This is a genomic window from Meiothermus sp. Pnk-1 (genome assembly GCF_003226535.1).
GTDB lineage: Bacteria > Deinococcota > Deinococci > Deinococcales > Thermaceae > Allomeiothermus.
Genome location: NZ_QKOB01000007.1, coordinates 35260 through 49687 on the forward strand (window position 1 = coordinate 35260; position 14428 = coordinate 49687).

Annotated in this window: 13 protein-coding genes; 4 read left to right on the plus strand and 9 right to left on the minus strand. The window is 65.2% G+C overall.

What is annotated here, in order from left to right; genetic code table 11:
- Positions 1 to 3: 3 nt before the first annotated feature.
- The gene (gene truA / locus DNA98_RS11340) at positions 4 to 783 is read left to right on the plus strand and encodes a tRNA pseudouridine(38-40) synthase TruA (protein WP_110530755.1); all 780 of its coding nucleotides are present in this window, start codon (positions 4 to 6) and stop codon (positions 781 to 783) included.
- Positions 780 to 1982 carry a lipid-A-disaccharide synthase-related protein gene (locus DNA98_RS11345; RefSeq protein ID WP_110530757.1) on the plus strand — a complete coding sequence of 401 codons (1203 nt, stop codon included), beginning with the start codon at positions 780 to 782 and terminating at the stop codon, positions 1980 to 1982. The genes truA and DNA98_RS11345 overlap by 4 nt, the downstream gene beginning before the upstream one ends.
- On the opposite strand, the gene DNA98_RS11350 is transcribed toward DNA98_RS11345, so the two are convergent.
- The 5 genes from DNA98_RS11350 to erpA form a co-directional block, all read right to left on the minus strand.
- On the minus strand, positions 1949 to 2665 hold the full coding sequence (locus DNA98_RS11350) for a hypothetical protein (RefSeq protein ID WP_110530759.1): 717 nt from the start codon (positions 2663 to 2665) through the stop codon (positions 1949 to 1951). The genes DNA98_RS11345 and DNA98_RS11350 overlap by 34 nt on opposite strands.
- 117 nt (positions 2666 to 2782) lie before the next feature.
- The gene (locus DNA98_RS11355; RefSeq protein ID WP_110530761.1) at positions 2783 to 4003 is read right to left on the minus strand and encodes an ABC transporter permease; all 1221 of its coding nucleotides are present in this window, start codon (positions 4001 to 4003) and stop codon (positions 2783 to 2785) included.
- An 8-nt stretch (positions 4004 to 4011) separates the two neighbouring features.
- Positions 4012 to 5007: an ABC transporter permease gene (locus tag DNA98_RS11360; RefSeq protein ID WP_110530762.1), complete on the minus strand. Its 996-nt coding sequence runs from the start codon at positions 5005 to 5007 to the stop codon at positions 4012 to 4014.
- A 130-nt stretch (positions 5008 to 5137) separates the two neighbouring features.
- Complete coding sequence (locus DNA98_RS11365; RefSeq protein ID WP_110530764.1) at positions 5138 to 7012, minus strand: peptide ABC transporter substrate-binding protein; 1875 nt, start codon at positions 7010 to 7012, stop codon at positions 5138 to 5140.
- A 251-nt stretch (positions 7013 to 7263) separates the two neighbouring features.
- Entirely contained in the window at positions 7264 to 7683 is a 420-nt protein-coding gene (gene erpA, locus DNA98_RS11370; protein WP_110530766.1) for an iron-sulfur cluster insertion protein ErpA, read from the minus strand.
- A gap of 78 nt (positions 7684 to 7761) precedes the next feature.
- Between erpA and DNA98_RS11375 the strand changes: the two genes are divergently transcribed.
- Positions 7762 to 8901: a Xaa-Pro peptidase family protein gene (locus DNA98_RS11375; RefSeq protein WP_110530768.1), complete on the plus strand. Its 1140-nt coding sequence runs from the start codon at positions 7762 to 7764 to the stop codon at positions 8899 to 8901.
- A gap of 43 nt (positions 8902 to 8944) precedes the next feature.
- Entirely contained in the window at positions 8945 to 9886 is a 942-nt protein-coding gene (locus tag DNA98_RS11380) for a ribose-phosphate pyrophosphokinase (protein WP_110530770.1), read from the plus strand.
- A 3-nt stretch (positions 9887 to 9889) separates the two neighbouring features.
- On the opposite strand, the gene DNA98_RS11385 is transcribed toward DNA98_RS11380, so the two are convergent.
- Genes DNA98_RS11385 through DNA98_RS11400 form a run of 4 tightly spaced genes read right to left on the minus strand, consistent with a single transcriptional unit; the run spans position 9890 to position 14418 of the window.
- Positions 9890 to 10393 carry a hypothetical protein gene (locus tag DNA98_RS11385; protein WP_110530772.1) on the minus strand — a complete coding sequence of 168 codons (504 nt, stop codon included), beginning with the start codon at positions 10391 to 10393 and terminating at the stop codon, positions 9890 to 9892.
- The gene (locus DNA98_RS18355; RefSeq protein WP_110530774.1) at positions 10390 to 12036 is read right to left on the minus strand and encodes an O-antigen ligase; all 1647 of its coding nucleotides are present in this window, start codon (positions 12034 to 12036) and stop codon (positions 10390 to 10392) included. Before DNA98_RS18355 ends, DNA98_RS11385 begins: the two co-directional genes overlap by 4 nt.
- Before the next feature lie 2 nt (positions 12037 to 12038).
- The gene (gene wbaP, locus DNA98_RS11395) at positions 12039 to 13484 is read right to left on the minus strand and encodes an undecaprenyl-phosphate galactose phosphotransferase WbaP (RefSeq protein ID WP_110530896.1); all 1446 of its coding nucleotides are present in this window, start codon (positions 13482 to 13484) and stop codon (positions 12039 to 12041) included.
- Positions 13485 to 13488: 4 nt separating this feature from the next.
- Positions 13489 to 14418 carry a glycosyltransferase family 2 protein gene (locus tag DNA98_RS11400; protein WP_110530776.1) on the minus strand — a complete coding sequence of 310 codons (930 nt, stop codon included), beginning with the start codon at positions 14416 to 14418 and terminating at the stop codon, positions 13489 to 13491.
- Between the last annotated feature and the right edge of the window lie 10 nt (positions 14419 to 14428).

Below are 14428 nucleotides of genomic sequence, written 5' to 3' on the forward strand. Positions count from 1 at the left end.
GACGTGCGGCGGATCAAGCTCATCGTCGAATTCGACGGGACGCACTTCGCGGGGCTGCAAACCCAGGCCCAGGGCGAGCGTACCGTGCAAAACACCCTCGAGCAGGCCCTCGCGCAGATCCCCGGCGCCATCCCCAAGGTGGTGGCCGCGGGCCGCACCGACGCCGGGGTTCACGCCCTGGCGATGCCCTTCCACTACGATACCCTCGATACCATTCCCCCTGAGAAGATCCCCTTCGCCCTCAACGGCCTGCTGCCGCCCGACCTGCGGGCCCTGGCCGCCCAGGAGGCACCGCCGGGGTTTCACGCCCGCAAGAGCTGCTGCTGGCGGGCTTATCGCTACCGTATCTTGAACCGCAAGATGCCCAGCCCCCTCTTGCGCCACTACGCCTGGTGGCTACCGCAAAACCTGAACCTGGTGGCCATGCGCCACGCCCTTGAGCACCTGGTGGGCGAGCACGACTTCCAAGCCTTTGCGGTCAAGGAGAAGCGGCCCACCGTACGGCAAATCTACCGGGCCCACCTCACCGTCCTCACCCCCGATATCGCCCAGGATGCCAAAAACGAGCGGGAAATCCACCTCGAGTTCGTAGGGTCGGGGTTTCTGCGGGGCCAGGTGCGGAGCATGGTAGGTACCCTGGTCGAGATAGGACTGGGTAAACGAGACTCGCAGAGCGTACGGGAGTTGCTCAAGGGCGGCCGCCGCTCCCAGGCCGGGCCGACCGCCCCTCCCCAGGGGCTGTACTTTGTCGGGGCGGGCTACACGCCGTGGGGGGCAGCATGAACGGACCACGTATCCTTATCCTCTCCAACGGCCACGGCGAGGACGCCATCGGGGTGGCCATCGCCCGGGAGCTAGCGCACTTAGGCCTCGAGCCCCTGCCCCTCCCGCTGGTGGGCCGGGGAAACGCCTACGAGCGGGCCGGTTTTCCGGTGCTGGGGCCGCGCCGGGAGATGCCCTCGGGGGGGTTCGTGCGCCTCAACCCCCGGGCCCTCCTGGCCGATCTGCGCGCCGGCTGGCTGGCGATGACCCAAGCGCAGGTGCGGGCATTGCGCGCGGTGGCTGCGGGGGCGGCCACGCTGGTGGTGGGCGACCTCTACGGGCTTTTTCTGGGCAGCCGCTACGGGGGGAGGCCGCTTTTCCAGGTGCAGCCGCTGGTCTCGGTGCGCTACCCGGGGGGAAGGGGCCTCGAGGCCATCGAACACCTCCCCGCCCAACGCTTTCTGCTCCCCGAGCGGCTACTCATGCGCCGGGCCGCGCGGGTCTACCCCCGCGACCCCGAGAGCGCGGCCTGGCTCCAGGCGCGGGGGGTCCGGCAAGCGGTGTACCTGGGAAACCCCCTGCTCGACGCCCTCGAGGGCGAGGCCCCCCTCGAGCCCTCCCCCCCCTATCTCCTCCTCCTCCCCGGCTCCCGGAGCGATGCCTACTTCAGCCTGCCGATCATGCTGGAGGCGGTGCGCGCGCTGCGCCTCCCGGGGCTGACCCCGCTCGTGGCTTGGGCAGGGCTGGACCTGGAGCGGCTACGCGCCCCGGGCTGGAGGCTCGAGCGGCTCGCTGGCCGGGAGGCCGGCATCACCCACACCCTGAGCCACCCCGACGGCACCCGGGTCTTCCTCACCCAGGGAGCCTTCAAATCGGCCCTGCTGGGGTCCAGGCTGGCCTTCTCAACCTCCGGCAGCGCCGCCGAGCAGGCCGCCGGGCACGGAGTACCCCTCATCGGCTTCCCCACCCCGGGCCCGCAGTACACCGCGAGCTTTGCCCGGGCACAGCAGCAGCTGTTGGGCCGGGCCCTCACCCTGACCCCTCCCTCTCCTCCTGAGCTTGCCCAGGCCGCCCGGACCCTGCTCGCTCACCCCGAGGCCTACCGAGCCGCGCAGGAGGAAGGGGAAAAAGCCATGGGGGTGCCCGGAGCAGCCCGGCGCATCGCCGAGGACATCGCCGCGCTGGCCTACCTCCCCCAGACCTCGAGCCACACCCGGTAAGCCCCTAGCGGCTGGAAGCTGGCGTCCAGCCCCAGCCGTACCCCATCGGCGTAGCTGTAGGCCAGGCCGAGCAGCAGCTTGCGCCCGGGGTTCCACCAGAAGGAGCCCTCGAGGGCGTCCTGAGGGGAAACGGCCCACCTGCCGTGGCCGAACACCCCCCGGTCGCCCTGCCAATACAGCCCCCCGTACACCCCTTCCAGTCCCAGGCGCGGGGTGAAGCCCGACCCTCCCAGGAAGGCCCCCGCCGAGAACCCTCCGCTCCGGCCTCCCAGATAGACCCGGCCACCCCACAAGTAGGCGGCCTCGAGCGAAAGGTGGCCTACCGGCTCGGCCAGCGCATAGCTTCCGTATACCCCCCAAGCCCCCTCCGGACCAAAGGGGGTCAGGTCCTCCGGATTGCCGTAGCGGGCCCACTTGCCCACCACCACCCGGTAGGGCTCGAGCCGGGCGTCCAGATACCCTTCCAGGAGGTCGGCCTGGGGCTCGAGGTCCACCCACACCGCCCCCTTGCCCTGCAGGGTAAACCGGGCTGCGGTGGTACTGGCTTGCAGGCTAAGCCCGGCGGTTCCTAGGTTCCCGGTGCTCCCCCAGTGCAACCGGAACAGGGCTTCGGGCTTCAGGTCCAGGCTGAGTTGCGGCCACAACAGCGGCAGGCTGATCCAAGCGAACAGGAGACGGCGCATCCCCCCTACGCTAAAGGCAAAACGCAAAACGCTCAACGCCCTATGCTGGACGTAAGAGCCCCCATGCGAGAAGGTCGAACCCCTCTCCCGGTGAGATAGGGGCTACGGAGAGATCCTTCACAACCGGCTACGCGGGTCCAGGGCGTCACGCAAGCCGTCGCCCATGTAGTTGAACGCCAGCACCGTGACGAAGATCATAAAACCCGGCGCCAACGCCAGCCAGGGGGCCGAGAAAATATATTCTTGGGCGTTGGAGAGCATGTTACCCCAGGTCGCCACCGGGGGCTGGACGCCAAAGCCCAGGAAGGATAGGGCCGCCTCGGTCACGATGGCGTCACCCACGCCCAAGGTCACGCTCACGATCACCGGCGCCAGCGCGTTGGGAACCAGGTGGCGGAACATGATCCGACTCTCGCTGGCCCCCATGGCCTGGGCTGCCGCGGTGAAATCCTGCTCCCGCAAGGAGAGGATCGCTCCGCGGATCAGGCGGGCGGTCCCGGTCCAGCCCAGCACCACCAGGATGGCGATGATGATGAACACCGAGGCCGATTCGCCGAAAGCGGCTTGCGCCCACTGCCCCACCACCACGTTGGGGTCGCGCAGCAGCGCCGAAAGCACCAGCAGCAGGGGCAGGGTAGGAATGGTCAGCACAAAGTCGATCACCCGGCTGATCACGATGTCCAAGTCGAGCCGGATGGTCCCCCACATACCCCATATGGCCGCCGCCGCCACCGCTCCCCAGGCCACCAGCAGGCCCAGCCCGGAGAGCAGGTTGCCCAAGCTCCGCTCCCCGCCCAAGTACGCCCGGACGTCATCGCCGGAGAGTTTCCAGGCCAGGTCTGCGATCAGGTACAGCGCCAGGTAGTAAAGCCCCCAGGAGATCACCCGCCACCCCGCAAAGGGGAGCGGGTGCCAACCCTCTTTGGCCGGGGCCAAGGGCCCCAGGTAGAAGCGGAAGGGCTTGCCGGCGAAATACCCGGCCAGCGTACCCAGCACGGTGCCGATCAGTACGCTGGCAATAGCCGCAGTGAACCCCACCAACAGGGAAATCCGGGAGCCGTAGATGATCCGCGAGAGCACGTCGCGGCCCAGGTCATCGGTGCCTAGCCAGTGCTGGGAGGAGGGAGGGTTGAAGTACTGCGCCCCCAGATCCCCCTGGGTGGGTTGGGCGGTGGGGTCGTAGGGGGCAATGTAGGGGGCTAACACAGCCATTAAGATCAGGAGGATAATGAAGATCAAGGAGGCCATGGCGAGCTTGTGCTTCCTGAAGCGCCGCCAGGCCAAGGCCCAGGTGGACTGCGACTGGGCCCACTGGGGTTTTGCTGCAACCGTTGCCATAAAGCCCCCTAATTGTAGCGGATGCGCGGATCCACCACCGCATACATCAGGTCCGCGATGAGGTTGAAGAGCACCGTCAGCAACGCCAGCAGGGCCAAAGACGCCATCGCCACGTTGTAATCCTTCTCCAACAAGGCGTCAAAGATAGCCCGCCCCATGCCCGGCCAGGAGAAGATGGTCTCGGTGATGACCGCCCCCCCCAGTACCCCCGGGATGGCCAGCCCCACCAGCGTGACCATGGGGATCAGGGCGTTGCGCAAGGCGTGTTTATACAGCACCACCCGCTCGGAGAGCCCCTTGGAGCGGGCGGTGCGCACGTAGTCCTGGTTCAGGACCTCGAGCAGGCTGGCCCGCATGAAGCGGGTCCAGGCCGCCATCTGGATCAGCGAGAGGGCCAGCACCGGCAGGATCAGGTGGCGAATCCACTGCACGACGTACTCGCCCAGGCTCACCGTGCTGCCTATGTCCGAGGGCAAGTACGGGGGCACTCCTCCGGTGGGCAGCCGCAGGTTCTCCGGCATCACCACCGCGAAGAAATACAGAAGCAGGATGCCCAAAAAAAAGATGGGGATGGAAAACCCCAAGAACGAGATGAAGGTGATAGCGTAGTCCGCTGCCGTGTACTGCCGCACTGCCGAAAAGATGCCTACCGGGATCGCCACCGCCAGGGCCAGGATAAACGCCAACCCCGACAGCAGCAGGGTCTTAGGCAGCCGCTGCCCGAAGATGTACTCCCCCGCAGGAATCCCGTAGGTGCGGGACTGGCCCAGGTCTCCCTGCGCCGCCCGGCCCAACCACTTGAAATAGCGGATATAGATGGGCTGATCCAGCCCATAGGCCCGGCGGAGTTGCTCGAGCTGTTCGGCGGTGATGCGCGGGTTGTTGCGCTTTAGTTCGTCCAGCGGATCGCCCGGCTGCAACGCCAATAGCGCGTAGATCACGACAGAAGCCGCAAACAACAGCGGCACCATCTGGAGTAGCCTTCGTACCGTGTAAGCAAACACAAGCCTCAAACCTCCACGTTCAGATTATGCCCCCATTTCGGTAAAAATGCTCAACGCGCCTCGAGGTCTGCGGCGGTTGGGCAGAGAAAAGCCCGCAGGTGTGCCTGCGGGCCTACAGGGCGATCGGGGTTTACTGGTTGAAGGCGCTGGCGTACTTGGCCTGGTCGAGGCGCTTCACCGCGCCGCGGCTCTCCCAGCCGATCTCCCAGGCGTTCCAGCCGGGGTAGCCGTTGCCGCCGGAGTAGGCAGAGGAGACGTAGTTCACCAGACCCTTGCGCACCACGTAGGGGTTGGAGCGGAAGTACAGCGGAAGGGCCGGCAGCTCCTTGGCCCAGATCTCCTGCGCCTGGGCGAACAGCTGCTTGCGGCGCGCCTCGTTGAACTCGAGCACGCCCTGGCTGGTCAGGCGGTCGAAGTCGTCGTTGCGCCAGCCGCCGATGTTCTGCCCTTGGTAGTTGTTGTCCTTGGTCGGCACCGAGATGGCCCCGGTGTTCAGGTTCTTGTACTGGAAGAGGTCGCCGCCCTCAGCCAGGCTGGACACCCAGGCAAACTCGAACAGCCCCGTCCAGCGGCATTCTGAGGCGCGCTGGATGAAGTCGTCGGCGAAGACCACCGCGCTGGGGGCGTTGTTGATCTTGACGGAGATGCCCAGCTGTTTGAAGTCGTTGGCGAGGAACTGCTGGGTGCGCTCGCGGATGGCGTTGCCCGCGGTGGTGACAAACTCGATCTCGAAGCGGACGGTGCGCCCTCCCACGGTGCGCTGCAGGATGCCGTCCGGGCCCTTCTTCCACCCCAGCTGGGCCAAGAGGTCCTCGGCCTTCTTGAGGTTGTACTCGTACTTGGTCACGTTGGGGTTGAACAGAGGGTTCACCGGGGCGATCCAGGTGTGGGCCACCGGCTGCAGGCCGTCGAAGAAGGCCTTGACCAGCCCTTCGCGGTTCATGGCGTAGAGGAGGGCCTGGCGGGTGCGCACGTCGTCAAGGCCCAGATCCTTGACCTGCTGGCAGTTGCTGAACTTGTTTACGTCGATGTGCTCCCAGATGGGCCCGGGGACGAACCAGATGTCGAAGCGGCCCGGGGCCCGGCTAGTGAGCTGCCGGGAGCGGGCTTGGTCGAAGGTCAGGGCCACCGAGGAGGTGACGTCGATCCCGCCCCCCAGAATGGCCACCAGGAGCGAGTTGGTGTTCTGGATGAAGCGGTAGGTGACCTTCTGCACGTACTTATCGGCTCCCCCTTGAGGGGTGAGGGCGGTGAAGTTGGGGTTGCGCACCATCTCCACGCTGTTCCCCGGCACCCAGCGGCTAACCCGGAACGGCCCGGAGTAGACCATCTTGCGGGCGTTGATGGCCTGCGGGGTGGAGAAGCTGTTGAAGAAAGCCCGGTAGATCTCGTTGATCTTCTCGGCGTCCTTGTCCAGGTTGAGCCCCTTGACCTGGGCCAGGGCCTTGTCGAACTCCGCCTTCATGACGTGGGCCGGGGCGTAGCCGATGGGCGAGCCGTAGGTGTCGTAGTAGTAGGCGGGCTCAAAGGTTACCGTAAAGTTGCGGGCATCTTTCACGCTCAACTTCACCCGCTGCCAGTAGTCGGGGTTCAACACCGGCATGCCGGGGGCCTTACCCACGTCGTAGTAGAACTTGATGTCGTCGGTGGTGAGGGGCTGGCCGTCGGACCACTTTAGCCCTTCCTTGAGGGTCAGGTCCATCTCGAGCCGCTTTTTACCCCCACCGATATCGGTCACCCGCAGGCGGCGGTTTTGCTCGGTGGGCAGCTCCGTCACCAGCACCGGGAAGTTTTCGCTTTCGGCATTGGTGCCGATCAGGGGAGCGATCAGATATTGCTCCATCTCGCTCTTGATGGCCTGGTTGGAGATCACATTGAGGAAATCTCCCGCCAACACCCGGGGTTCTTGCGAAGCCCCCACGATCAGGCTGTTGTCCTGCGGACCGGCCCAGGCCAGCCCGGCTAGGGCAAAGCCCAGCACGGCGAACTTACTCAAACGGTTCATCAGGCCTCCTTGAAGCTATACAGATGGCATTTTTTCTTTGCCGCCATCATTATAGCCAGAGGAGCATTACCGTCAATCTGATGACCTATAGGGCTTTTGGTTGATTGGCGTCCACCGAACGGTGGATCGGATCGGAATTGTAGGCTCGCTTTCCTTCGTAACCACCGGCCCGGCATCCAGCCCTGCCTTCAGGCCCTTGGCTCAACGCGAAAACCCCCTCCGGGGTCGGAGGGGGTCAGGAAGGGCGAGCCCTAATGGCCACCGCAGCCCCCCGCGCCTGCGGGGGCCTTGGCCCCATCGGTACGGAAGGAGTGGCCGCAGCCACAGGAAGAGGTGGCGTTGGGGTTGTTGACGGTGAAGCCGCCGCCCATCAGGTTTTCCACCCAGTCCACCTGGGAGCCTATCAGCAAGGGCAAGGACATCCGGTCTACCACCAGGCGCACCCCGTGCATCTCCACGAAGGTGTCGCCCTCGAGCTCACGCTCATCTACCGCCATCCCGTATTGGTAGCCGCTGCATCCGCCCGACTTGACGAAGACCCGGATGGCAGCCTGGGGCTTGTTGTACTTTTGCAAGATTTCCTGCGCCTTGGCGGCGGCGTTCTCGGTGATGGTCAAAACGGGCGGCTCTACCCCGCCGCTTTCCTGGAAAGCCTTGGGCTCTTGGACCATGCGATCCTCCTAACTTTAAAAAGTATCACACGACCCTGGGGGAAAGGTGTCCCGGCACACCCGAATAGAATAGCCCCTATGGAGATCGCCAAGGTTCAGTCGGTCCTGCGCCAGGGCAAAACCCCGGCCTGGCTACTCTATAGCTTCTTTGGCAGCAACCCCTTGGCCCTGGATTTTCTGGGGCTTTCCCAGCTACACCTCTCCCGGCGCTTTGCCTACTTGATCCCGGCTTGGGGCGAACCCACCCTGATCGTCCACGCCATCGAGGAAAGCCTCTTCCCTCCCCTGCCCGGCAAGAAGCGGGTGTTCCACTCGCTCGCGTCCTTCAAGGCCGCCCTCGAGGAGGTGGTGGCCCCCTACGGCCGGGTGGCGATGGAGTACCAGCCCGGCGGGAGCATCCCCTACCTCTCCCGGGTGGACGCCGGGACTATCGAACTCTTGCGGGGGATGGGGCTCGAGGTGGTCTCCTCGGCGGAGATCCTCTTGCAGTTTCAGACCTGGAACGCCGAAGCCCTGGCCGCGCACAAACGAGCCGCCCAGGGGATCGAGGGCGCCCTCCAGCGGGCTTTGCACTTCATCCGTTCGCGCCTAGACGATCCGCCCAGCGAGCTCGAGGTCCAGGCCGAGATCGGCCAGGTCTTCGCGGCCCGGGGGCTTACCTTCGACCACCCGCCGATGGTGGCCTTTGGTCCCCACGCCGCCAACCCCCACCACACCCCCGGCCTGGCCCGGCTCGAGCGCGGCCAGGTGGTCCTCATCGACCTGTGGTGCAAGGAGCCCTCCGGCCCCTACGCCGACGTGACCTGGATGGCCGGCTGGGAGGTGCCGGAGGAGGTCCACCGAGCCTTCCAAGCGGTCACCCAAGCCCGCGACCGGGCGGTGGAGTACATAGCCCAGGCCTACCGGGAGGGCCGCCACCCCCAAGGGCTCGAGGTGGACCAAGCCGCCCGGGAGGTGCTGGAGGGGGCCGGGTTGGGGGCCTACATCCTGCACCGCACCGGCCACAACCTGGGCTTTGCCGCCCCCCACGGCAACGGAACCCACCTGGACGCCCTCGAGACCCACGACACCCGCCCCCTCATCCCTGGCCTGGCGTTTACGGTAGAACCTGGGGTCTATCCCGGGCCTTGGGGGCTCAGGAGCGAGATCAACGTCTACCTCCACCAAGCCGGGCCGGAGATCACCACCGGCGTGCAGCGCGAGATCGACCCCCTCTAGGCGTTTGGCGTTTGGCGCTCCGCTTGTTATGCTCTTACACGGCATGGATCAGCCCCTGATGGTCTTCACCGGCCAGTCCAACCCCGCTTTGGCCCGCGAAATCTGCACAAACCTGGGCATTCCGCTCGGCAAATCCACCACCGAGAAGTTCGCCAACGACAACCTCTTCGTGCGCTTCGAGGAGAGCTTACGCTCCGCCGACGTGTTCATCGTGCAGTCGCTGACCCCACCGGTGCACGAGCACCTGATGGAACTCCTGATGATGATCGACGCGGCCAAGGGCTCGAGCGCGGCCCGGGTCACCGCGGTAATCCCCTACTACTCCTACGCCCGCTCGGACAAAAAGGACGCCCCGCGCATCTCCATCGCCGGGCGGTTGGTGGCCGACCTCATCCAGACCGCCGGGGCCGACCGGGTGCTCACCATGACCCTGCACTCCCCCCAGGTGCACGGCTTCTTCAAGATCCCCATGGACCACCTCTCCGCCGAGCCGGTGATCGCCAACTACTTCGCCACCCGGGTGGAAGACCTCGAGCGCTCGGTGATCGTGGCCCCCGACGCCGGGGACCTCAAACGGGCCTCCTCGCTGGCCCGCCGGCTGGCCCTCCCGCTGGCCTTCATCGACAAGCAGCGCCTCTCCGATACCGAGGTGGCGGCCAGGGCCCTGGTGGGCGACGTGAGGGGGAAGAACGCCCTCATCATCGACGACGAGATCTCCACCGCGGGCTCGCTGGTCAAAGCCGTGGACACGGTGCTGGAGGCCGGGGCCAAGCAGGTCTACGCCGCCGTGACCCACGGGGTGTACGTAGGGCCCGCCGTGGAGCGCATCGAGAAAAGCCCGGTGATCGAAGTGGCCGCCACCAACACCTGCGCCACCGCCACCCAGCAAAGCCGCAAGTTGCAAACCCTCTCCGTAGGCCCCCTGTTCGCCGAGGCCATCTGGCGCATTCACCGGGGCGAATCGGTCTCTGCCCTGTTCACCTGAGCGCTATGGCCTCCAACCGCTGGGGGTGGCCGAGTAGGTGCCATCGGAGTTGAGCTGGATGCGCACCAGCTTGGAGACGGTAAGGGTCGTGGGGTAAGGTTTAGCCCGCCGGGTGCCCTCGCGGATGGCCTGCACCAGGGCGTTGGAGAAGTCCAGCAAAATCGCCTCCTGCTGCCAAGCAGGGAACGCGCTCGCGGTGCGGGTAAAACAGCTGGGGTTGGGCGCCGGGCAGCCTGGCTCGAGCACCAGCTTTCCGCCCACAAAGCGCAAGGCGTATGCCCCCAGCTGCACCCTCCCCCCCTGGCGCAGGGTCTGCTGCCAAAAGGGAAGGTGCTGACGCCACAGCAGCCGGGCTTCATCGGTCTTGGGGCTGATGGAGTAACGCCAGGCCCCGGGGGTGGCCGCTGCGCTGGACTGAGTGGCGGTGATGCGGAAAAACCCCGAGGTGGGCAAAGTCTGGGCCAGGCCGAGGCCCAACAGGGTGATTAGGGTAAGCCAGCCTCTCACCCTGTCAGTGTATCGGGATGGTTCTGATCCCGCCGTGCAGGCATCACTAGGCGCCCATCCCGTGCGGCTTGCAGGATAGTCCAGGCCAGGCCCACCCAAAGGGGGTAGTAGACCGCCGCGTTGAAGAAGGTGTAGTCGAAGAGGTTGAGCAAAAGGGCCACCCCCAGCAAGGCGAGCCCTTTCCAGGCGCGCAGGCGGATCAGGAGGAGCGCCACGCCCCCCCACAGCACCCCAAACCCAGCCAAGCCCAGCAGCCCCCCCTCGGCCAGCAGTTGCAAGAGCAGGTTATGGGCGTGGGGGACATAAGTTTCAATGGCCCCCGGAGGCAGATGGATCTGGTAGTAAAGGGGGAAATTGCCAAACCCCACCCCCCCTAGGGGGTGCTCCCGAAAAGCCCGCCAGGCGATATGCCAAAATTGCAGCCGGGACTCGGCGCTCGAGTCTATCTTGGCCGCATCTTGCAACCGCCCCAACCACTCAGGGTGATCGGACAGCGCCGCCCCCAACAGCATCAGCGGGATCAGAACCGCCCAGCGCCAGCGCCCCAAGCCCCACCACCAAGCCCCCAGCAACAGCCCCCAGGCCCAAAAGGCCGCCCGGCTGCCGGAGACCCAGACCGCCCCCGCCGCCAGCACCAGCGTCAGGCCACCCACCCTCGAGCCCCCCACCAGCCAGGCCAGCGCCGCCGCCATCACCGCCCCGTGCCCAAAGAAGTTCGGCTGCGAGGAGAGGCCGCTGACCCTCGCGGCTCCCTCGAGGTGGGAGAGTTGAACCACCCCATACCCCAGGTGGAGCGCCAGGCCCGCCGCCAGGGCTGCGGCCACCCAGGCCGCCTTCGCCCGCTGCAGCAGGAACAGACTTCCCTGCAACACCAACCCGGACAGCAGCGCCGTTCCGATCCACCAGGACACCCGCTGCCAAAGGCTGGGCTGATCCATCACGCCAGGGCGGTAGGGGGTAGGGGCCGCTCCCTCCTCGAGCTGGGCAAAGCCTATCTCGATATAAGTCCAGTCCCCTCCGCCATTGAGAAGATCAATAGCCCGCACGGACCGGTCCCCTTCCTGGGCGATATAGCTCCCCCAAACCCGCCAAACCCCGGGGGCTACCGGTTCTACCTGGGTGGGAACCGGATGATGGCCCCGCTCGGTGAAAAAGGTGATCTGGAAGCGGGCCTCCTTTCCATCGTGGCGCAGGTAGAAGCTCTGGGTGTAGGTCTGGCCGGGCTTCAGGGGATACCAGCGGTCCATCAGGAACTCGGCCTGTTCGCGGCCCGTGGCCGGGTTCCGCCGCGGCAGGCGCCAGAAGCCCCCCTCCACCCGCTCGGCCCGCCCCCCAGGCCCGTCCTTAGGGTTCCAGCCGTGCAGCCCGCCCAGCTCGAAGGGGAGGATCTGGTTAGGGGGAAGGCCAGCGGGGGGCGTCCCCAGGAAGGCCGGCTGCGGCAGGGAAAACAGTTCTTTTGGCGAGAGGAGCTGGCCCAGCGAGCCCAGTAGGGCAAAGAGCAGAAGAGGCCCCCAGAGCCAAACCCGCCCCCCGCGAACCAGGCTCCACACCCCTACCAGGGCCAATACCCCCCCGGCCCAGGCCGGCTCGAGCGGAAGCAGCAGCCACGGGGCACTCCAGAGAACAGCCCTTAGCCCCCTCAACCTCAGTAAGCCCCCTTGCCGAACAGCACCACCCAAACCGTGCGGGCCAGGATGTAGAGGTCCAGCCAGGGGGACCAGTTGCGCACGTAGTAGGCGTCCATGGCCACCCGCTCGTCATAGGTGGTGTCGTTGCGCCCGGAGACCTGCCACAGCCCGGTCAGGCCTGGCCGGACCTTGGTGTATAGGGCAAAGAGGGGGCCATAGCGACCCACCTCCTCCTCGACGATGGGCCGGGGGCCCACCAGGCTCATCTCCCCCTTGAGCACGTTCCAGAGCTGGGGCAGCTCGTCCAGGCTGGTCTTGCGCAACAACTTGCCCACCCGCGTGATCCGGGGGTCGTTCTTCAGCTTCTGGTCGCGCTCCCACTCCGCGCGCAGCTCCGGGTGGCGCTCTAGGTACTCGGCCAGCTTGCGGTCCGCATCCTGCACCATGGAGCGAAATTTCCACGCCCTAAAGCGAATCGCAGCCAATCCCAGCCGCGAGTGGCCATAGAACAACGACCCTGGCGAGTCCAGGCGAATCAACAGGCCGAGAAGGGCGACCAAAAGGAGCAGCGGCAGAGCAAAAACCATCACCAAGCCCAGGTCCATCGCCCGCTTCACCAGCCTAGGCCCCGGCAACAGGAGCTTCTGGCGCACCTCGAGCCCCAGCACCCCCCCCAGGTCGCGCGAGGTCACCCACAGGCTGGACAGGCCAAACAGGTCGGGGATCAGGATCAGGTGGGGAAAGTCCATCCCGTGCCGCTCCAAGAGCTCCAGCAGGCGGCCGCGCCCTACCCCCGGCATGGCCACGACGGCGTGCCGCACCCCCATGCGGGCGAACTCCCCGGCCCGCTCGAGGCCCCCCACCACCGGCACCCTCTCCACTTCCCGCCCTTGTTTGGCCGGATCGTCGTCCAGCAAGGCCACGGGTTTGAGGCCCAGCGCGGGCTGTTTGCGCAAGACCCGCACCACCGCCTCGCCGGTCTGGCCCGCCCCCAACACCAGCACCGCCGCGCCCCACCAGGGCTTCCTGGCCCACAACTCCCGCACCAGCGCCCGGCCCAACGGCACCAGCACCAAGGCTAGGCCCCAGGCGAAGACAAAGGCCCCTCGGGAGTAGTCCGCCCCGGCCTTGTACATGAAGGTAGCCGCCCCCAAGATCACGAAGACCAAACTGGTGGAGTAAGAGAGCCGGCGCAGCTCCTCCGGGGGAGCGATGCCTACACCATACAGCCCCGCCAGGCCGTAGGCCAGCGGGAACAGCAGCACCGCCGGCCACAGGGGAAGATAGACATCCCAGAAGAGGGTGCGGTCCCAGAGGTAGCGCAACCAGACCGCCAAAAACAGTGAGGTTGCTACCAAAAGCAAATCTGCGCCAAACAGTGCGGTGACAGTCCGGCGTGGTGAGGCCAAGGTGAGAAGGCCAATTTGCTTTTCAGGCTTAGCGCTTATATAACTTGCCCTCATGGCATCACCGGCGTTCATGGGTAAAAAATGCTTTATGCATGGTCAGGTAACGCTTTAAACGCTGAGGCATGCGGTGCTCTAGGCAACCCATACGGTAAGCTGCGTACTTAAGTAGGGTTCTCAGCAAAGCCGATGGGATTTTTAGCGGGGCCTTCTGTCGTAAGTAGGTCATCTCTGAGCATAAAAAACGCAGCCCCTCTCCTTCTGCCTTCCCCAAAGCCTCAATTATCCATCGCTCTCTGGCATGAAAAACCCCAATATCAAAATAGCGCTTAAACTCTTGTCCAAGCGTGTAGCTATGCGAATGATAAACCTGAGCCTCGGCCACGTAGGCTACCCTCCAACCCGCGAGGAGCATCTTTGCAGCCACATATACGTCCTCTCCCAGGATAACCCTATTAGGGAACCCCCCTATCTGCTCCAGTGCACTGCGTCGATAGCAAGAAAAAGAGTCCGAGTTGAACGCGGCTTTGAGACCCTTGGAAGCAATGTCCCACTGGCTGCGCAGTTCGGAGCGAGACGGGTAGTTGAATAGGCGTGCATGTGACTCAATGGGGTCTGCCCCAGGGCGTGGAAGCTGGCGACCATAAGCTACCCCCACCGTGGAATCACCAAAAGTCTCCACCAACCGCTCCAAGGCCTCTGGGTGGGCAAGGATGGCATCCTGCGTCATGTAAATAAGCAAATCGGCTTCCTTTAAAATTTCAGTGCCTAGCTGACGAGTTCTGCCATGATCAAAGTCTTCACGGGGAATTCTTCGAACCTCAAAACCATGGGCCAAAGCCAGCTCTACAGTTTTGTCCTGGGAGCCAGAATCTATGATGAGCAAATGCCTAGGGCGAAAGGTCTGGGCACGGAAGGCTTCCAACCAACGCTCCCATTCACCACCTGCATTTAGAGTGGGGACTACTAAAGCAACATTCCAACCCTGCATTGTCTTTGCC

What these genes read in the sequence shown, in the direction of transcription:
- DNA98_RS11345 (WP_110530757.1), top strand. Translation starts at nt 780, where the DNA reads ATGAACGGACCACGTATCCTTATCCTCTCCAACGGCCACGGCGAGGAC.
- DNA98_RS11350 (WP_110530759.1), bottom strand. Translation starts at nt 2,665, where the DNA reads ATGCGCCGTCTCCTGTTCGCTTGGATCAGCCTGCCGCTGTTGTGGCCG.
- DNA98_RS11355 (WP_110530761.1), bottom strand. Translation starts at nt 4,003, where the DNA reads ATGGCAACGGTTGCAGCAAAACCCCAGTGGGCCCAGTCGCAGTCCACC.
- DNA98_RS11365 (WP_110530764.1), bottom strand. Translation starts at nt 7,012, where the DNA reads ATGAACCGTTTGAGTAAGTTCGCCGTGCTGGGCTTTGCCCTAGCCGGG.
- erpA (WP_110530766.1), bottom strand. Translation starts at nt 7,683, where the DNA reads ATGGTCCAAGAGCCCAAGGCTTTCCAGGAAAGCGGCGGGGTAGAGCCG.
- DNA98_RS11375 (WP_110530768.1), top strand. Translation starts at nt 7,762, where the DNA reads ATGGAGATCGCCAAGGTTCAGTCGGTCCTGCGCCAGGGCAAAACCCCG.
- DNA98_RS11380 (WP_110530770.1), top strand. Translation starts at nt 8,945, where the DNA reads ATGGATCAGCCCCTGATGGTCTTCACCGGCCAGTCCAACCCCGCTTTG.
- wbaP (WP_110530896.1), bottom strand. Translation starts at nt 13,484, where the DNA reads ATGAGGGCAAGTTATATAAGCGCTAAGCCTGAAAAGCAAATTGGCCTT.
- DNA98_RS11400 (WP_110530776.1), bottom strand. Translation starts at nt 14,418, where the DNA reads ATGCAGGGTTGGAATGTTGCTTTAGTAGTCCCCACTCTAAATGCAGGT.